Origin of the sequence: Enhydrobacter sp. (genome assembly GCA_025808875.1) — a bacterium.
Classification (GTDB): Bacteria; Pseudomonadota; Alphaproteobacteria; order Reyranellales; family Reyranellaceae; genus Reyranella.
The window spans coordinates 4539710-4558820 of record CP075528.1 but is presented as its reverse complement, the minus strand read 5'-3'; the positions used below and the strand labels follow the sequence as shown (position 1 = coordinate 4558820).

General features: G+C 68.8%; 15 protein-coding genes. 5 read left to right on the top strand and 10 right to left on the bottom strand.

Features of this window, described 5'->3' with window-relative positions; translation table 11 throughout:
* The first annotated feature begins 129 nt into the window (after positions 1-129).
* Positions 130-720, top strand: a complete 591-nt coding sequence (locus KIT25_22620) for an alpha-ketoglutarate-dependent dioxygenase AlkB (protein UYN94783.1) — start codon at positions 130-132, stop codon at positions 718-720.
* 3 nt (positions 721-723) lie between these two features.
* Here KIT25_22620 and KIT25_22615 read toward each other — a convergent pair whose 3' ends face one another.
* The 3 genes from KIT25_22615 to pip form a co-directional block, all read right to left on the bottom strand.
* Positions 724-1317, bottom strand: a complete 594-nt coding sequence (locus tag KIT25_22615; GenBank protein UYN94782.1) for a nucleotide exchange factor GrpE — start codon at positions 1315-1317, stop codon at positions 724-726.
* Between the two features lie 64 nt (positions 1318-1381).
* Positions 1382-2440: a TauD/TfdA family dioxygenase gene (locus KIT25_22610; protein UYN94781.1), complete on the bottom strand. Its 1059-nt coding sequence runs from the start codon at positions 2438-2440 to the stop codon at positions 1382-1384.
* A 5-nt stretch (positions 2441-2445) separates the two neighbouring features.
* Positions 2446-3456, bottom strand: a complete 1011-nt coding sequence (pip, locus tag KIT25_22605) for a prolyl aminopeptidase (GenBank protein UYN94780.1) — start codon at positions 3454-3456, stop codon at positions 2446-2448.
* A 110-nt stretch (positions 3457-3566) separates the two neighbouring features.
* Between pip and KIT25_22600 the strand changes: the two genes are divergently transcribed.
* Positions 3567-4979 (top strand): M48 family metalloprotease, encoded by a 1413-nt coding sequence (locus KIT25_22600; GenBank protein UYN94779.1) that lies wholly within the window; start codon positions 3567-3569, stop codon positions 4977-4979.
* A gap of 88 nt (positions 4980-5067) precedes the next feature.
* On the opposite strand, the gene KIT25_22595 is transcribed toward KIT25_22600, so the two are convergent.
* The 5 genes from KIT25_22595 to KIT25_22575 form a co-directional block, all read right to left on the bottom strand.
* Positions 5068-5595: a CarD family transcriptional regulator gene (locus tag KIT25_22595; protein UYN94778.1), complete on the bottom strand. Its 528-nt coding sequence runs from the start codon at positions 5593-5595 to the stop codon at positions 5068-5070.
* A 283-nt stretch (positions 5596-5878) separates the two neighbouring features.
* Positions 5879-6214: a ferredoxin family protein gene (locus tag KIT25_22590; GenBank protein ID UYN94777.1), complete on the bottom strand. Its 336-nt coding sequence runs from the start codon at positions 6212-6214 to the stop codon at positions 5879-5881.
* A gap of 66 nt (positions 6215-6280) precedes the next feature.
* Positions 6281-6535, bottom strand: coding sequence for an RNA-binding S4 domain-containing protein (locus KIT25_22585; protein UYN94776.1), 255 nt, complete (start codon positions 6533-6535; stop codon positions 6281-6283).
* Between the two features lie 20 nt (positions 6536-6555).
* Positions 6556-9729, bottom strand: a complete 3174-nt coding sequence (locus KIT25_22580) for a hypothetical protein (GenBank protein UYN94775.1) — start codon at positions 9727-9729, stop codon at positions 6556-6558.
* A gap of 39 nt (positions 9730-9768) precedes the next feature.
* Positions 9769-10518 carry a DUF1223 domain-containing protein gene (locus KIT25_22575; GenBank protein ID UYN94774.1) on the bottom strand — a complete coding sequence of 250 codons (750 nt, stop codon included), beginning with the start codon at positions 10516-10518 and terminating at the stop codon, positions 9769-9771.
* A gap of 239 nt (positions 10519-10757) precedes the next feature.
* Here KIT25_22575 and KIT25_22570 point away from each other — a divergent pair, with 239 nt between their 5' ends.
* From KIT25_22570 to KIT25_22560, 3 genes are all read left to right on the top strand, one after another.
* Positions 10758-11501 carry a metal ABC transporter ATP-binding protein gene (locus KIT25_22570; GenBank protein UYN94773.1) on the top strand — a complete coding sequence of 248 codons (744 nt, stop codon included), beginning with the start codon at positions 10758-10760 and terminating at the stop codon, positions 11499-11501.
* Positions 11502-11562: 61 nt separating this feature from the next.
* A complete protein-coding gene (locus KIT25_22565; GenBank protein ID UYN98028.1) occupies positions 11563-12387 on the top strand; it encodes a metal ABC transporter permease in 825 nt (274 codons plus the stop codon).
* A gap of 9 nt (positions 12388-12396) precedes the next feature.
* Positions 12397-13404, top strand: coding sequence for an alpha/beta hydrolase (locus KIT25_22560; protein ID UYN94772.1), 1008 nt, complete (start codon positions 12397-12399; stop codon positions 13402-13404).
* Between the two features lie 155 nt (positions 13405-13559).
* On the opposite strand, the gene msrB is transcribed toward KIT25_22560, so the two are convergent.
* Both msrB and KIT25_22550 read right to left on the bottom strand, forming a co-directional pair.
* The gene (gene msrB / locus KIT25_22555; protein ID UYN94771.1) at positions 13560-13970 is read right to left on the bottom strand and encodes a peptide-methionine (R)-S-oxide reductase MsrB; all 411 of its coding nucleotides are present in this window, start codon (positions 13968-13970) and stop codon (positions 13560-13562) included.
* A gap of 10 nt (positions 13971-13980) precedes the next feature.
* Positions 13981-18810: an NAD-glutamate dehydrogenase gene (locus tag KIT25_22550; GenBank protein UYN94770.1), complete on the bottom strand. Its 4830-nt coding sequence runs from the start codon at positions 18808-18810 to the stop codon at positions 13981-13983.
* Between the last annotated feature and the right edge of the window lie 301 nt (positions 18811-19111).

Here is a 19111-nt window from a genome sequence, read left to right as displayed (position 1 = left end):
CCCGTTAAACGTTACCTGCCGGAAAACCCGGCTCAGGACAGGGGCTATATAGGTCCTGAGCCGCTGCCTGCAATGGCGCAGGAGGGTCGAAGTGGCGAAAATCACGTCATCGGACCGGAACCGCCCACCATGCGCCTGTTGCCCGGCTTTCTCGACCTCGACACCCAGCGCCGCCTGCTGGGAGATATCCGCCGCGCCGTGGCCGTTGCGCCCTTGTTCAGTCCGGTGATGCCGCGGTCGGGCAGCCCCTATTCGGTGCGCTTGTCCAACTGCGGTCCCTTGGGCTGGCTGTCTGACCGGACGGGCTATCGCTATGCCGCCGTCCATCCGGTGACCGGCGAGCCATGGCCCGCGATACCGGACTTGGCGCTCGGCGTGTGGCGCGCCGCGACAGGTGTTGGTTACGATCCCGAAGCTTGCCTCATCAACTACTACGGGTCGCACGCCAGGCTGGGGTTGCACCGGGATGAGGACGAGCAGGCACGCGACGCTCCGATCGTATCGATCTCGCTCGGCGACACGGCTCTCTTCAGGATCGGTGGTGCCGAGCGGCGCAGCCCGACCCGTTCACTCAGGCTGGCCAGTGGGGACGTGGTCGTCCTCGAAGGATCCTCGCGGCACTGGTTCCATGGTGTGGACCGCATCGTGGCCGGCACCAGCCGGCTGCTGCCGGAAGGAGGACGCTTCAACCTGACCCTGCGGCGGGTGACGCTTCCCTGAGAGTCAGCGTTCGTCGTTGGCGACTTCGCGCGCCGGGCCGCCCTTGGAAACCGACACCATCGCGGCGCGCAGCAGGCGACCGGCAATCAGATAACCGGGGATCAGTTCCTGGACGATGGTGCCGGTCGGCACGGTCGGATCCTCGACCTCCATCATCGCCTGATGGAACTCGGCGTTGAACGGCTTGCCCAGCGCCTCGATGCGCGCGACGCCGTGCCGCTCGAGGATGGCCAGCAGCTCGCGCTCGGTCGCGCGTACGCCCTGGATGACGTTGCGCAAGGCAGGGTCGGCCACGTCGGAGTCGCCGGGCAGCGCCGTCAGCGCCCGCCCGAAATTGTCGGCCACCGAAAGCACATCCCTGGCGAAGCGCTCGATGCCGAACTTGCGTTCCTTCTCGACATCCTGCTGGGCGCGTCGGCGGATGTTCTGGGCGTCGGCGGCGGCCCGCAGGTACTTGTCCTGCAGGTCGGCCTTTTCGGCCTGAAGCTGCTCGACGAGCTGCTCCAGCTCGCCCGGTGAACGACCGCCGTCCTGGCCGCCCGGCGGATCGACCGGCATGTCGGTCGGGACATCGCCCGCGGTCGAATCGCTGGCCATCGCAGAATCCCTAGTTCGAGTGGTTTCTTTTGCGGCCTTCACTTAGGGAGGCGGCTCGCCGGGGTCAACCCTCGGCGGCCAGCGGAGCGTGCAACCGTGTGCCGCGCACGATGATGCCGCCGCGGTCGCCGATCGCCACGCTGCCATAGCGCTGGGCGAAGACCTCGGGAAGGGGCCGCGCCCTGTCCGCCGCCAGCCACAGCCGCAGCAGATGCCGACGCCGCTCCGGCTCCGGCCAATCCTCGAACGCCGTGCGGTCATGCAGCATCGTGTGATTGTGCACCAGCTGCACGTCTCCCGGCCTGAACTCCATGAAGAGATTGAGAGTTGGATCGTTGGCCAGCGAATCGAACAAATCGAGCGCCTCGATCTGCACCGGCGAGAGGCGCGGCGCGTCGGCGAAGCGCTGGGCGGAGTCGATGTACTGGCGCTGGTAGATCGCGCTGAGGAAGCCTTCGTGCCAGTTGAACACCGGAATCTCGAAGTAGGGCTTCTGTCCTTCCGGAACCTCGCCTCGCCGGTCGGTGGCGAGTGGCTCGAACAGATGCTTCAGCAGATCGGGGCGCCGGCGGCGCATCTCGTTGAAGATCGTCGTCGAACTGACGAGCGCCGAGAGGCCCCCGCGCTTGGCCGTCTTGAGGCACAGCAGGCCGACGATGTCGCAGGAGTCGGTGTGGTAGGTCTGGCGCTCGTGCGTCTGATAGATGCGGACGTTCGGATTGCGCACGTCGAGGCCGAGATCCTGCACGTGTCCCAGCACGTGGCCTTGGCCGTTCTGCGATCGGGCGCTGCCGAGATGACAGCCGAGCCCGAAGAAGGCGGTCGCCGCCTCGCGGATCGACCAGCGCTCGACCGGCAGGCCGCGGATCAACAGGAAGCCGCGGCCATTCAGCACGTCGTTCTCGACCCGCGCCTTCAGCCTCTCCCCGAAGGTCGGCAACGGAAAGTCGCGGGGCCCGATGGCGGCGATGTCTGCCTCGCGCGCCGCCAGTGCTTTCGTCGCATCCTCGATCTCTGCGATGTCGGCCGCGCCGAGCGCCATCACCCAGTCGCTGCGCCCCGCCATGTCCGGCCCGTACCACGCGGCGGCATTGGTCTGTGCCGGCGGCAGTTCATCGACCATGGCGCTCAGGTCTCCCACGGGAAGCGGGGCGCGAAAAGGGTCTCGTCCGCAAGCGACAGGCGGACGCTCTCCGTCGCGTTGACCAGGGCGGCGCGAATGCCCGGCTCGAGCGCGCTGTGTCCGGCATCGGGCACTACGACATATCGCGCTTCGGGCCAGGCGCGTGACAGCGCCTCGGCGGTGATCGGCGGGCAGACGACGTCGTAGCGCCCTTGAACGATGGTGCAGGGCAGCGCGCGGATGCGGTCGAGATCCGGCCACGGCCATCCCTCGTGAACGAACGTCCCGTTCGCGAAATAGTGGGCTTCGATGCGCGACAGTGCCAGCGCGAAGCCGCCGTGGTCGGATTCGAACGGCGCGCGGGCGGTCGGATAGAGCGTCGAGCAGGCGGCTTCGTAGCGGCTCCACGCGCGAGCCGCCGGGCGATGGATGTCGGGATCGCGATCGGTCAGCCGGCGATAGTAGTTGCCGAGCAGGTCGCCGCGCTCTTGTTCGGGCAGGTGTTCGGCGAAATCGCGCCATGCCTCGGGAAAGATCGTGCGCATGCCGTGAAGGAACCAGTCGATCTCAGGCCGGGCACCGAGGAAGATGCCGCGCAGCACGAAGCCCGTCGTGCGCTCTGGATGTTTCAGTCCGTAGGCGAGGGCGAGCGTGCTGCCCCACGATCCGCCGAACAGCATCCAACGCGGGATGCCGAGATGGACGCGGAGCTTTTCCATGTCGCCGACCAGATGATCGGTGGTGTTGTCGTGCAGATCGCCGAGCGGCATGGAACGGCCGCAGCCGCGCTGATCGAACACGACGATGCGATAGAACTGCGGGTCGAAGAACCGGCGATGGACGGGGGCCGAGCCTGCGCCGGGGCCGCCGTGCAGGAAGACCACGGGCACGCCTTCGGGATTGCCGCTCTGCTCCCAGTAGATCGTGTGGCGCCCGTCCACGGCGAGCATGCCGCTGGAATAGGGCGAGATCTCCGGGAACAGGTCCGAACGAAGGGGGGTCTCTGAACGCGGCATGCGGCTATCCGCCTGCATCACTGCCATAGCGGCGGCCTTCGTGCCAGAGCCGTCGCGATTGCGGTGGCACCTCGGCAATGGCTAAGGTCTTCCGGCGTCGAGGAGGATCAGTGTTCATTCGCCGCACCCTGGCGCTGCTCGCGCTGCTTACCGTCGCGGCCTGTACGATGGGCGCGCCGCCGCCGCAAACGGCGTCGACGGGGCACAGCCCGCCCCTGCCGCGCGAGATCGAGCGCGACGTCGGCGGCGCCTACCCCTCGCCCGCGCTTCAATCGCTGGTCGAACGGGTCGGCCAGAAGCTGGCGACGGGTTCGGGCCTCGGCGACAGGTTCCGCTTCTACGTGCTTGACCAGCCGCTGGCCAACGCGCACGCCCTGTCGTCGGGCTACATTTTCGTCACCCGCGGCCTGCTGGCGCTGCTCGACGACGAGGATGAGCTCGCCGCCGCGATGGGCCACGAGATGGGGCATGTCATGCAGCGCCACGCCGCGCAGCGCGAACAGGCCCGACGCAAGGTGATCGACGCCGCTGTCGATGCGGCGCTGGTCAGCGGCTCGGTAACGGTGGGCCGCTCGGTGGCGCGATCGGGCCTGCTCGCCCTTCGGCGCTACTCGCGCGAGCAGGAGCTCGAGGCCGACCGGCTTGGCGTCAGCTACCTGGTCAGAGCCGGCTATCGCAGCGACGCCATGACGACGTTGATCGAGAAGCTGCAACGCCAATCCGCGCTCGAGGAGCGGATCTGGGGCCAGCAGGATCCGTCGGACCCGGCCGATCAACGCAGCGCGCTGTCGACGCATCCCGGCCCCGAGGAGCGGCTGGCGGCGCTGCCGCGCGCCGTGTCGGCGCGCCGGCCGGGAGGCGCCGGCGATCGCGCCGGCTATCTCGAGCAGCTCGATGGAATGTCGGTCGACGATGCACCGCAGGAGGGCTTCGTGCGCGGCCCCGCTTTTCGGCACCCGATCCTGCGCCTGGCCTTCGATGCGCCGCCGGATTTCCGCCTGCTGAATGATCGCGATGGCATCCTCGGCGTTGGCCGGGACCGGTCGCTCCTCTATTTTTCCTGCGGCGCGGATCGCATCGAAGGACCGCTCGCGACCTGGATGCGCGATCAGATGAAGCCGACGCCGACGGACATTCAGGCCGTCACGATCGGCGGGGCCGAGGCGGCGATCGGCGCGCGGGCGCGAGGTGCCGACGCCGGGTTGGGACAGGTCCGCTATGTCGTGGTCCGCCACGGCGATGGCGTCTGCTACTTCAACTTGCTGGCGGATGGGCCGGACCGTGACAGGCGGATCGAACTCCTGGTGTCCTCGGCTCGCACCTTGCGGCCGCTGTCGGAGTCCGAGGCCGCGGCGCTGCGTCCTTATCGCCTGCGGATCGTGTCGGGCGGCCCCGCGCCGGCGCAGCTCGCCGCGCGCCTGCCGTATCCCGAACTGAAGATGGAGCGTCTGTTGACCCTGAACGGCGTGGCCAGTCCCGCCGAGCTGGCGCGCCTGCCTCAGGTCAAGATCGTCGAACCCTGAAACGCCGCTCGACGAAGCCCCGCAAAGAAAAAGGGCGGCATGACGTCATCGTCCGGCCGCCCCTCGATCTCGAACTGGTACAGAGCGCCTACGCGACCTTTTGCAGGACGCTGTTCAGCTTCTGGGTCGCCACGTCCTTGTCGATACGCTCGACCGCCGCCAGCTCGCGTGCCAGCCGGTCCAGAGCCGCTTCGTAGATTTGCCGTTCGCTGTAGGATTGATCGGGCTGACCCGCGTTGCGATGCAGGTCGCGCACGACCTCGGCGATCGACACGGGGTCGCCCGAGTTGATCTTGGCTTCGTATTCCTGGGCGCGGCGGTTCCACATCGCGCGGCTGATGCGGCTGCGGCCCTTGAGGGTGACCAGCGCGTTCTCCATGATCTTGCGGGAGCTGAGCTTGCGCAGGCCGGATATCTTGGCCTTGGCCACCGGCACGCGCAGCATCATCCGCTCCTGCTCGAACGAGATCACGAACAGGTCGAGCTTGTGGCCGGCGATCTCCTTGGCCTCGATGTCGATCACGCGCCCCACGCCGTGGGTCGGATAGACCACGAAATCGCCCTTCTCGAACGCAAATTCCTTCGCCTTGGCCGCGATCTTCTTCGGCTTGGCCATGTCCAGTCCCTTCACTCTGTGCCCCGCATTCAACGATACCGCGACGCGCCGCTCATGCTCCCCTGCACGATTGGCTCGGTGCCATATCGGTAAGTTTCTTTCGGATACCGACGTGGTGGCCGAGCCAGCGGCGAACCGAACCCGGATCGCTTCCAGCAGGAACTTCATAGCAGAAATTTACGAAAGAGTCGCGTCTGTTGTTGCATTTCGGCAACGGTCGCCCCATGCAACAATTGCATAGCTCGTTGCAAAGATGCGGAAAGAGACTTGGAAGGGATCGAATCTAACGCGCCGCGGGTTTGTCGCTGAAGTACTTGTTGAACTTGTCGGGCTCGTCCTTGTGCTCTTCGGCGTCGGCCGGGGCTTCGCCCTTGCGGGTGATGTTGGGCCATTGCGCCGAATAGGTCCTGTTGACCTCAAGCCACTGCTCCAGCCCCTTTTCAGTGTCCGGCAGAATCGCCTTGGGAGGACATTCGGGCTCGCAGACGCCGCAATCGATGCATTCGTCCGGATTGATGACGAGCATGTTCTCACCCTCGTAGAAGCAGTCCACGGGGCAGACTTCGACACAATCCATGTACTTGCACTTGATGCAAGCCTCGGTCACGACATACGTCATCAACGGCTCCAGGAACGAGCGGGCGCGTGCTTAACGTGCGGCGCGCATCGGCGCAAGGCTGCGCAATCACGCACCGTCGATTTCGTCATACAACGTTTGCGCTTCGGGAGCCGGCCCGCGACGCTCGCCGAGGGCGCGGATGCGCACGACGCGCACACGCGAGCCCAGCGCGAAGGTGAGGACCATGCCGGGCGCCACGGTAGCGTGCGGTTTGTCGGTCACGCGGCCGTCGAGCCGGAAACGGGATCTTTCGACGTGTCGCGCGGCCAGACCGCGGGTCTTGAAGAAGCGAGCATGCCAGAGCCACTTGTCGAGCCGCATCGCGCCGGCGCCGCGGGTCGCTACTTCTTTCCGCCGAGCTTGAGCTCGAGCAGCTTGGCAAACGGCGAATCGGCTGCTGCATCGCCTTTCTTCTCGGTCGTGGCGTAGAGGCGCAGCGCGGGGCCGCCCGCGTCGCGTCTCGGCAGACGCGAACCCCGCGGCCTGTCGCCATGCGGCCGATCCTCTCGCGCGCCTTCCGGCCGCGGACGGTCGCCTCGGTTCTCGCCACGCGGCCCGCTTCGTTGTTCGCCCTTGTGATCGGGACGCGGTGAATCGGCGAAGAATTGTCGTTCGTTGGGTCTCGCCGGGCGTTCGAGACGACGGCGCTCACGCTGCTCGCGCTGTTCCTGACGTTGACGCTCGCGCTGCTCCTCGCGCTCGCGCACGAAACGTGGCTTCACCGAAAAGGCATGCAGTGGGCCGCTCTCTTCGGTGGGCGGGTGAACGCGATAGCCAAGCCCGCGCAGGACGTCGGCCATCTCCGGCTCCGAACAGCCGACCAGCGACATCATCTGCGGCGTCGCCCGGAACCAGCCCGGCGGCAGAGGCCTGGGTTCGCTCCTCTTCGGCGCTTCCGTCTTCGGTGCCTCCGTCGGGGCTTGCTCGCTCTCCGGCGCGGCGGACGCCGTCTCTTCGGCCGACATGTCTTCGGCTGCGTCGGTCGTCGGGGCTGCCTCGATGTCGCCGGTGCTTTCCCGGGTCACGGTTGGTTCGTCGGCGGTCGGGGATTCCGACAACGCCGCCACCGTCTCGGCAGCGGGCTCGCTCTCGCCGAAGGCGGCCGCGACAATCGCCCATTCGCTGATCTCGTCGGTCGACGACGTTGCCCGCGCTTCACCCGTCGACTCGCGCGCGCGCTCGTCCGTCGATTCGCCGACAGGCTTCTTGGCCTGCTGGTCACGGCGGCGCGCGGCCTCGCGGCTGTCGCGCACGGCGTGCCGGGCCATCGCCGCCAGACGCTCCACCATGTCGGCGCGAATCGCGTGGCTGCCGAGCGGCAGGTAGCCGATCGCCGCGTAGAATTCGCGCTCGGCGTTCGGTGGCAGATCCATCGACGTCCGGCCCTCGATGGGCAGCGGGGGAATGGTCTCGCGATTCCTGGCCACCATCCAGAGGCCGGCCCGCAGCCTGATCGGCACCGGCTTCAGCATGCTCGGGAAGTAAAGCGAAAAGACGCCGACGCGCACGCCGAGTCGCGCCAGGGCCTTGCGGTCCTCCTCGCCGAGCTCGCCGAGCTGGTGTTCGATCGGGCGTCTCGGCAAGACTCCCAGCCCTTCGCAGAGCTGGAAGACGATGCCGCGGGCGCCAGCCGGCAATTCGGCCGTCGCCCGCGCGTCCATCAACTCGCTCAATCCCAATCGGATGCGCGTTTCGACCCAGGTCGCGGCGCGCTTGCGCACTTCCTCGCGCGACGGTCCGTCCAGCAGGTCGGACGGCAGGGCTTCGACCTTGGGAGCGAGGATGTCGCCGCTCGGCAGCAGCCGCGCGACGGGACCGCCGCCCCAGCAGACTCGGAGCTGCGAATCGAAGACGATCTCGCCATCGGCCGAGTTGACGAACGCCTGCAGGCGTGTCGGCAGATCCTGGCGCAACGCCTTCAGCGCGGCGCTGAGAACGGCCTTCTGGTCGGCGTGGTTCTCGGTCGTGTCGGGCACGAATCGAAAGCCCTCGATGCGTCCGAGGTGTTCGCCTTCGACCGTGACCTCGCCCGCGGTGGCGACCGACGTCGTCATTTCACCCTCATCGCGCAATCTTCTTACAAGCAGGGCCGCGCGTCTATCGACAAACCTTTGCGTGAGCCGTTGGTGCAACACGTCCGACAGTTTGTCCTCGATGGCGCGCGCGCGTTCCTGCCAGTGCATGGCGCGCTGGATCCAGTCGGCGCGATGCGAAATGTAGGTCCACGTCCGAACGTGCGCGATGCGTGCCATCAGCGTATCGATATCGCCATCGTAGCGATCGAGTCGCTTGACGTGACCCTCGATCCAGTCCTCCGGCAGGCGTTCGCCGCCCTGGGTCAGATGGGTGAAGAGCTGCCCCAGCAGTTGCGTGTGCTCTTCCGTCATCGTCTTGCGGAAATCGGGAACCTGGCAGACGTCCCACAGCAACCGCACGCGCGCCGGCGCGTGCAGCCGCGGCAGGAACTCGGATTGCTGCGACAGGGTCTGCAGGGCGAGCTGGTCGTCCTGCTCCCGCACGCGCTGCAGCGCGGCATGCGGCGGCGTGCGATTGAGCGACGCGACCAGCGCCGGCACCGAGCGGAAGTCGAGCTCGCCGTTGCGCCATTGAACCTCGCGCAGCGGATCGAAGCGATGGTTCTCGATCGCCTCCACCACCTCCGGATCGAGGCCGCCGACGTCCGTCGTCGTGCCGAAGGTGCCGTCGTTCATGTGGCGCCCGGCACGGCCGGCAATCTGCGCGAGCTCGACGGCGCGCAGCGGGCGCAGGGTGCGGCCGTCGTACTTGCGCAACGACGCGAACCACACGTGGTTCACGTCCATGTTGAGGCCCATGCCGATCGCGTCGGTCGCCACGAGATAGTCGACCTCGCCCGACTGGAACATGTCGACCTGGGCGTTGCGCGTGCGCGGGCTGAGCGCGCCCATCACGATCGCCGTGCCGCCGCGCTGGCGGCGGATCAGCTCGGCGATGGCATAGACCTCGTTGGCCGAGAAGCCGACCACCGCCGAGCGGGGCGGCAGGCGCGTCGCCTTCTTCGGTCCGACATAGGCGAGCTTGGAGAAGCGCGGCCGGGCGACGATGTCGATGTCGGGCAGCAGGCGGTTGAGCACCGGGCGCACGGTGTCGGCGCCGAGCAGCATGGTCTCGTTGGTGCCGCGCGCGTGAAGAAGCCGATCGGTGAAGAAGTGGCCGCGCTCGGGGTCGGCCGCCATCTGCACCTCGTCGACGGCGAGGAACGACACCGGGCGGTCGACCGGCATCGATTCGACGGTGCAGACGAAGTAGCGCGCGCCCGGCGGCGCGATCCGTTCCTCGCCGGTGATCAGCGCGACTTGCGAGGCACCCTTGAGCGCGACGACGCGATCGTAGTTCTCGCGCGCCAGCAGGCGCAGCGGGAACCCGATCATGCCGGATTCGTGCCCGAGCATGCGTTCGATCGCGAGATAGGTCTTGCCCGTGTTGGTCGGACCGAGGACGGCGGTCAGGCGGCCGGAGGCGCCGGAAAGCGACATTGGCGCACCTAAGCGCGCGGTCGTGGCCGAAGCAAGCCGCTAGCCTGTGATCATCGGTTCCAGCTTGTTGCAGCCCAGCATCGGCCCACACCCGCGCTCCTGCACCAGGACGGCCATTCCCTGGCCGGGCTGGAAGCGGTCGGGCGGCACGGTCCAGCTCGCCTCCGCGCCGTTCCAGCGCCCGATGTCCTCGATGAGGCGCACGACGTTGAAATTCTCCAGCATGCGACCGCTGTTCTCGCCGCGCGGCACCGGGGTGCTGTGGCGCCGATCGTAGACGGCGAGGGTGACGTCGGCGGCCGCCTCGAGCTTGTAGGAGGCGAGCGCGATGGTGAGCGAACCGTCGCGGCCGCGGCTCAGATCCGGCGTCGCGCGATGCGCGAGGCGGCGACGCGCCTTGGCGAGCAGGGCGTCGATGGGGCCGCGTTCGACGCCGGCGTTGTGGCCGATGCCGTCGACCACCATTTCCGGTGTGTACACATAGCGCTGCTTCAGGGCCCGCGCATATTCACGCTGCCGCGTCGTCGACTCGGGCGAGGCGAACGGGTCCTTCCAGCCGATATAGTCCCAGTAGGTCACGTGGAACGACAAGGCCACGATGTCGCTGCGCCGCGCCAGCTTGCCCAGCAGGGCATCGGCCGGCGGACAGGAGCTGCAACCTTGCGAGGTGAACAGTTCGACCGCCAGCGGACCCTCGGCGGGGGAACGCGCGGCGGCTGGCCGCGCGGCCGCGAAGGCGGCGGCGGCGAGCAACACGGATCGCCTGCGCGAGATCGACCGCTCGGACATGAGCCGAAAGTGACTGCCCGCCCGCCCGCCCGCCAATCAAGAAACGGTTAGCGCGAGGTAACGCGCCGATCTCGCGTTCGCTGGACAGGATCAATGCAACATTATAACAATGTTGCGTTCCGTCCCATGCATGACCCTGTCTCGCCCGGCACGCTGTTGCTCGCCATGAGTGCTTCCGCCCGCGTCGCGGCGGCGCTCGCCGTGTCGGCGCTGCTGTGGCTCGGGGTGTGGTGGGCGCTGTGAACTCCGCGCTGCGCCTGGTCGATCTCACCGTGAGCTACGACCGCCATCCGGCGGTGCATCACCTCACCGTCGACATTCCCGAGGCCGAGATGACGGCGATCGTCGGACCCAACGGCGCCGGCAAGAGCACGCTGCTGAAGGCCCTGCTCGGATTGGCGCCGCGGATCGAGGGCCGCATCGAATGTACGGCCCGCCGCATCGCCTACCTGCCGCAGCAGGCGGAGGTCGATCGCTCCTTCCCGATCTCGGTGTTCGACACCGTGCTGCTCGGCCGCTGGTCGCGCTTCGGCGGTTTCGGCGCGGCCGGCCGGGCCGACATCCACGACGCCCGGCACGCCATCGAGGCGGTCGGGCTCGCGGGCTTCGAACGCCGGCCGATCGACACGCTTTCGGTCGGCCAGTTCCAGCGCGTGCTGTTCGCGCGCCTGCTCCTGCAGGACGCCGACCTCGTGCTGCTCGACGAGCCGTTCGCCGCCATCGATTCCAAGACCGTCGCCGACCTGATGGCCGTGATCCAGCGCTGGCGCGAGGAGAAGCGCACGGTGATCTGCGTGCTGCACGACCTCGACCAGGTGCGGCGCGACTTCCCGCATGCGCTGCTGCTGGCGCGCGAACTCGTGGCCGCCGGTCCGACGGCGCGCGTGCTGTCGGCGGAGAACCTGCTGCGCGCCCGCGCCATGGCCGAGGCCTGGGACGAGCACGCCGACGCCTGCGAAGTGCCGGCCCGGCTGAGCGCCTGAGCGGGCAGGGCGGGCCGTGCTGCACGAGCTGCTGATCGCGCCGTTCGCCGATTTCGGCTTCATGCGCCGCGCGCTGGTCGCCTGCCTTGCCCTGTCGACCGGCGGCGCCATGATCGGCGTGTTCCTGATCCTGCGGCGCATGAGCCTGATGGGCGATGCGCTGGCCCATGCCCTGCTGCCGGGCGCCGCGCTCGGCTTCCTGCTGGGCGGGTTGTCGCTGCCGGCGATGAGCCTGGGCGGCTTTCTCGCCGGCATCACCACCGCGCTCGTCTCGGGCATCGTCGCGCGCTTCAGCTCGATGCGCGAGGATGCGAGCTTTGCCGCCGCCTATCTCACGGCGATGGCGGTCGGCGTGCTGATCGTCTCGCTCCGGGGCTCGGTGGTCGATCTCATGAACATCCTGTTCGGCGCCATCCTGGCGGTCGACGACACGGCGCTGGTCCTCATCGTGTCGACCACCACGCTGACGCTCGCCGGACTGGCCGCGATCTACCGGCCGCTGGTCGTCGAATGCTTCAATCCCGGCTTCCTCGCCTCGATGGGCGTGCGCGGCGCGCTCTACCACTATCTCTTCCTCGCGCTCGCCGTCCTCAACATGGTGGCGGCCTTCCAGGCGCTCGGCACCCTGATGGCGCTCGGCCTGATGCTGCTGCCGGCCGTGGCGGCGTCCTTCTGGGCGCGCGAGGTCTGGTCGATGACCCTGATCGCCGCCCCCATGGCCTTCCTGTCGGGCCTGATCGGGCTGCTGCTGTCGTTCCATGCCGGCCTGCCCTCGGGACCGACCATCGTGCTGATCGCCAGCCTGTTCTTCCTGGGCTCGCTGCTGTTGGGCACGCGGGCGTCGGTGCGTGCGCGGCTGTCGCATCCGGTACACCTTCGCGGGTAAACTCCCGGGATGTCCGACATTGCCTCGCCCACGCCGTCACCCGTCCCGGGCGTCGCGCTCAAGACCGTCACCGCCAACGGCATCCATATGCGCTATGCCGAGATCGGCAGCGGGCCGCTGGTGTTGTTCTGCCACGGCTGGCCTGAGAGCTGGTATTCGTGGCGCCATCAGCTCACGGCGGTGGCCAAGGCGGGTTTTCGCTGCGTGGCGCCCGACATGCGCGGCTATGGCGGCACCGAGGCGCCCGAGCCGATCGACCGGTACACGCTGCACCATCTGGTGGGCGACATGGCCGAGCTGGTGAAGTCCCTCGGCGACAAGAACGCGGGCGAGACGCGCGCCGTCATCGTCGGGCACGATTGGGGGGCACCGGTCGCCTGGCATGCCGCGCTGTGGCGCCCCGACCTCTTCCATGCGGTTTGCGGCATGAGCGTGCCCTACGCGCCGCCCGGCCATGTCGACATCCTGACCGCGCTCGAGAAGCTCGGCATCAACGACTTCTACCTGCAGTATTTCCAGAAACCCGGTGTCGCCGAGGCCGAGCTGCAGGCCGACATCCGCGCCGCGCTGCGCCGGCTCTATTTCACCGCCGGCGGCGACCTCGACGAGAAGGGCAAGGGCTTCGCCCGGCTCACCACGGGCACCTTGCTCGGCAATACCGTCGACCCATCGAAGCTGCCGGCCTGGCTCGCCGAAGCCGACCTCGACTACTACGTCCGGGAGTTCAGTCGCACCGGCTTTCGCGGCGGGCTCAACTGGTATCGCAACCTCAGGCGCAACTGGGAGCTGGGCGGCCCATGGCGCGGCCAGCCGATCCGCCAGCCCTCGCTGTTCATCGCCGGCAGCAAGGACGGCGTGCTGCGCTTTCCGGCGGCGCAATCGCAGCTCGACGCATTTCCCAGGAATCTCCCGGGGTTGCGCGGCAGCCACATCCTGGAGGGCGCCGGGCACTGGGTGCAGCAGGAACGTCCCGAAGATGTGAACCGCCTGCTGGTCGATTTCCTGAAGGGTCTGTGATCTACTGCGGCCAATCCAAGGAGGTTCGGATGATCCGACTTCTCAGCCTCGTCGTCGTCGCTCTCCTGTCACTGTCGGCACCCGCCCTGTCGCAGAGCTGCGACGACGCTCCGCCGCCACCGGCCCGGCCGACCACCTGACACGGTACGGCCGGATCACTTCTCCTCTTCGAACTTGAGCGCGGCGCCGTTCATGCAGTAGCGCGCGCCGGTCGGCTGCGGCCCGTCGGGAAAGACGTGGCCGAGATGGCCGCCGCACTTGGCGCAGTGCACCTCGGTGCGGGTCATGAAGAAGCTGCGGTCGGTCGAGGTGCCGACCGACTCGGGCAGCGGTTGCCAGAAGGACGGCCAGCCCGAGCCGCTCTCGTACTTGGTCGACGAATCGAACAATGGCGCGCCGCAGCCGGCGCAATGGAACCTGCCGGCGCGTTTCTCGAAGTTGAGCGGGCTGGTGCCGGCGCGCTCCGTGCCGTGCTTGCGCAGCACGTTGTACTGCTGCGGGTCGAGCTGGCGGCGCCACTCCTCGTCGCTCTTCTGCACGGGATAGGATTCGTTCTTGTCAGCCATCGTTCGCTCCTCAAACCAGGGTACGTAGCTCGCCGGTCGCCACCGACAGCATGGCGAGATCGAGCGTCCCCGCCGTCGCCAGTTCCTCGCGCAGCCGGTCGACGCGCGCAAGCGCGAGCCGGCGGCCGTCGCTCCAGCGCGCGAGCGCCGCATCCGGGTCGGCGATCTCGTCCGGTCGCGCCGCGCGCAGCGCGGAGCCGAGCAGGTCGGCGTGCAGCGCCGCGATGTCGTCGAGCGTCGACAGCGCGGCCTGCGACGCCCATTGCCCCTCGCGCGGCAGCCTGTGCGCGCCGTTGGCGAGCGTCGCCAGCGACAGCCGTTCGCCCAGCCGGAAGTAGAGGCGCGCCGCATCCTCGATGGCGCAGCCATTGGCGCGCGCGGCGAGCATGAGGTCGCCGGCCGCCGCCAGCGTGTCGAGCATGGCGGCTTCGTGCGCGATGCCGGTTGGCGCGCCGATCGCCTCGAGCGCGGCGGCACGCTCGCCGACGGCCTCGTTCTCGGCGCTGCCCATCGATTCTTCCGGCAGGTCGCGCAAGGCGGCGATGGCCGAGCCGAGCTCCGCCGTCGCGCCGACCGTGTCGAGCGGCTGCGGCAGCCGGCGCAGGATCCATTGCACGGTGCGCGTCAGGAAGCGCTGCGTCGCCGCCAGCATGCGGAGCTGGGCCTGCGCCTTGAGGGTCGAATCGAGGGCCTCGACGCGCTCCCAAAGCTCGCGCAGGCGCCAGGCATCGCGCGCAACGATGAAGGCGCGCGCGATCTCGGCCGCCGAGGCGCCGGTGCGCAGTCCGACGTCGCGCACGAACGTCGGGCCGCAGCGGTTGACGAGCGAGTTCACCACCTGCAGCGCGACGATCTCGCGGCGCAGCCGGTGGCCGCGCAGCGCCGGCTCGAACCTCTCCCGCATCGGCGCCGGGAAGTAGCGCAGCAGCTCGCCTTCGAGCAGCGGATCGTCCGGCAGATCCGAATCGAGAATCTCCTCGTTGAGGTCGATCTTGGCGTAGGCGAGCAGCACGCAGAGCTCGGGCCGGCTGAGCGCGAGGCGGCCCTCGCGCTTCATCGCCGCCGTGTCGGGCAGGAACTCGACGGCGCGATCGAGCCGGCCGCGCCGCTCCAGCATGCGCATCAGCCGCTCGTGACGGTCGTAGTCCTCGGCGGCGCCCGCCTCGGCGACGCTGATCGCCTGGCTCTGCTGGTAGTTGTGGCGCAGCACCAGGGCGGCGACCTCGTCGGTCATCGAGAACAGCAGCTCATCGCGCGCCGTCGCGGCGAGCAGGCCCCGCCGGATCGCCTCGCCGGTGGCGATCTTGATGTTGACCTCGTGGTCGGAGGTGTCGACACCGGCCGAATTGTCGAGGGCGTCGGTGTTGAGCCTGCGGCCGGCCAGCGCCGCCTCGACGCGGCCGCGCTGGGTGAGGGCGAGGTTGGCGCCCTCGCCGATCACGCGCGCGCGCAGGTCCGCGGCGTTGACCCGCAGCGGGTCGTTGGCGCGGTCGCCTGCGTCGGCGTGGCTCTCCGACGAGGCCTTCACGTAGGTGCCGATGCCGCCGAAATAGAGCAGGTCGGCCGGCGCCTTCAGGATGGCGTGGATCAGGTCGATCGGCGTCAGGGTCGAGGCCTCGACCCCCAGCACCTGGCGCGCCTCGGCGGACAGGACGATCGACTTGGCCGAACGCTTGTAGATTCCGCCGCCCGCCGACAGCTTCGCCGTATCGTAGTCCGACCATGCCGAGCGCGGCAGGTCGAACAAGCGCTTGCGTTCCTGCCAACTCGCCTCGGGGTCGGGCGAGGGATCGATGAAGATGTGGCGATGGTCGAAGGCGGCCAGCAATCGCGTCCGGCGCGACAGCAGCATGCCGTTGCCGAACACGTCACCCGACATGTCGCCGACGCCGACCGCGGTGAAGGGCGTCGTCTGGATGTCGATGCCGAGCTCGCGGAAGTGCCGCTTCACCGATTCCCAGGCGCCGCGCGCGGTGATGCCCATCTTCTTGTGGTCGTAGCCCGCCGAGCCGCCCGAGGCGAAGGCGTCGTCGAGCCAGAAGCCGTAGTCGCGCGCCAGCGCGTTGGCGATGTCGGAGAAGGTCGCGGTGCCCTTGTCCGCGGCGACCACGAGATAGGGGTCGTCGCCGTCGTGGCGCACCACATCGGCCGGCGGCACGACGGCGCCATCGACATAGTTGTCCGTCAGGTCGAGCAGGCCGCGGATCAGTGTCCGGTAGCAGGCGATGCCTTCGGCCTGGACCTCCTCGCGCGAGCCTCCCGCCGGCGGGCGCTTGACGTGGAAGCCGCCCTTCGAGCCGACCGGCACGATCACCGCGTTCTTCACCATCTGGGTCTTCATCAGGCCGAGGATCTCGGTGCGGAAATCCTCGCGCCGGTCGGACCAGCGGATGCCGCCGCGCGCCACGCGACCGCCGCGCAGGTGGATGCCCTCGGTGCGCGGGCTGTAGACGAAGATCTCGACCAGAGGCCGCGGCGCCGGCAGTTCGTCGATGGCGCGGCTGTCGATCTTGATCGCGATCCAGTCCCTGCCCCGCTGCCAGTAGTTGGTGCGCAAGGTGCAGCGCACGGCGTCGAGGAAGCGCCGCAGGATGCGGTCCTCGTCGAGCGTCGTGACCGCATCGAGCGCCTCCGCCATCGCCGCCTCGACCGCCGCGATGCGGCTCTTGCGTGCCGGCGAATCGTGATTGCCGAGCACGGGATCGAAGCGCGCTTCGAACAGCTCGACGATGCCGCGCGCGATGGCGGGATAGGCGATCAACGCGCCTTCCATGTAGCCCAGGCTGAAGGCGAGGCCGGCCTGCCGCAGGTACTTGGCGTAGCTGCGCACTGCCGCCACCTGCCGCCAGTCGAGGCCGGCGCGCAGCACCAGCCGGTTCAGCCCGTCGTTCTCCAGCTCCTGCGCCCACAGCCGGTCGAGCGCCGCGCCGAAGCGGCCGGCGACGGAATCGAGGTCGACCGGCGATCCGTCGGCGGTCTCGACGGTCAGCACCTGCAGCGCGATCGCGTCCGCCTCCCGGGCCTGGTCTGGCTCGGGGTCCGGCGCCTGCAGCAGGAAGGGCACCTCGCTCAAGACGCGCAGGCCGAGATTCTCGGCCCGCGGCAGGATGTCGGACAGCGCGATCGGCTGGCGCGGATGGAACAGGCGCAAGTCGAAGCGGTGTGCCGGCTGGCCGGCGGCCCGCGCCAGCCGGGTGGCGAAGTCCGCCCCTCCGAGCACGCGCTCGATCGACTCGATGTCGGCGATGGCCTGACCCGCATCGAAGGCGTCGCGGTAGGGCGACGGAAAGCGGTCGCGCCAGCGGCGCGCGGCGGCGCGACCCTCGGCCTCGCCCAGGCGCTGCTGCAGCAGGGCGCGCAACCGGTCGCTCCACGACGTCGCCGCCTCCGCCAGCGCCTGCTCGAGCCGGGCGAGGTCGGGCATCGCCGGCTCGCCGTCGCCGTCGAGCCGCAGCGTGTAGAGCGATTGCGCGAGCGCCGAATCGTTGCCGATGGTCGAGGCCGTCGCGGTCACCTTGCCGCGCCACGCCCGCTCGAGCAGCGCGCCGTAGCGCTCCGACAGGGCGGCGTCGAAGCGCTCGCGCGGCGTGAACACCAGGCAGCTGGCGAAGCGGCCGACGGCGTCGATGCGGGCGAACAGCGCGACCCGCCGGCGCTCCTGCAGCTCGAGGATGCCGAGCGCGTGGTCGTAGAGCGTCTCCTCCTCGATCTGAAAGAGTTCGTCGCGCGGATAGGAATCGAGGATCGCCATCAGCGCCTTGCCGTCGTGGCTCGAAACGTCGAGGCCGGAACGACGCAGGATGCCCTCCACCCGTCCGCGCAGCAGCGGCACGTCGCGCGCCGAGGCGTGGTAGGCGGTCGAGGTGAACAGGCCGGCGAAGCGGCGCTCGCCGGTGACGCGGCCGTCGGCGTCGTAGGTCTTGACGATCACGCAGTCCATCGGCCCGCTGCGATGGACCAGCGCTTGGCGGTCCGTCTTGACGATCATGATGTTGTGGCCGCCGCGGGCAAAGCGGGCCATCGCCTCGCCGCCGCCGAGGCCCGGCGCGAACAGGCGCACCTCGTCGGGCCGCAGGATGCCGAGCGCCGATCCGGGAACGAGGTCGTAGCGCAGGCCGCCCGGCTGTTCGGCGTCGTCGGCATAGCGGTAGCGGCGATGGCCGAGGAAGGTGAAGTGCTGCGCCTCGAGCCAGCGCAGGAAGTCGTCGTACTCGGCGAGGTTGGGCGAGCGGCCGGGAACCAGGTCGTCGATGGCGTCGAGGCAGGCCTGGCGCATCGGCCGCCAATCCTCGACCGCGACGCGCACCTCGGCGAGGATGCGCGTCAGCGCGGCGGCCAGATCGTCGAGCGCCAGCGGGTCGACCAGGCGGTCGATCTCGATGTGCATCATCGATTCGGGCCGCGCCCGTTCGCCCGCCTCGACCGCGAAGCCCTGCCGGTCGCCGTCGAGGTCGCGGCGCACGGCGAGCACGGGATGGGCCAGCAGATGGACGCCGATCTCGCGGCGATTGAACTCGTTGGCGATCGAATCGACCAGGAACGGCATGTCGTCGTTGACGACCTGCACGACCGTGTGCCGGCTGTCGAAGCCGTGGTCGGGCTCGGTCGGGTTGAAGACGCGGACCTTGGCGACCCCCGGCAGGCGGCGGCGCGCGAACGACAGCAGCGCCACGGCGGCGCCCGCGCGCTGCTCGGCCGGCGCGGCGGCGAGGTCGCGCTCGGCCACGCGCTCGAACAGGCGCCGCGCGAATTGCCGGGCCTCCTCGCCGCCGGCGAGGCGTTGCGCGATCGCGCTGATGGCGTCCAGTCCGTATGCCCTTGGCGCCAACGCGTTGGCCATGCGCTCGTCCTCGTCGATGGGGGCGGTGATGGTAGCCAGTGATGTGACAATCTGACGACGAACTTGGCGAGGCCAAAAACGGCTATCGCATCGATGCTTTCGGCCCCCTGCCCGACGCCGGAGCGCCCTTTGGTTGGCGTTTCTGTTTCAGGCCCCGGATTTCCGCGGCAAAGCGCGTTTTGTTCTCAATTTTTGCTGCAACTGCGAAGGTTCGCACCCACTCCGGATCGGGAATTCTTCGGAACTATTTTTTCATTATTTATCTGATAGTTAAGTCGCCATTCTTCAGATTCACAAGCCA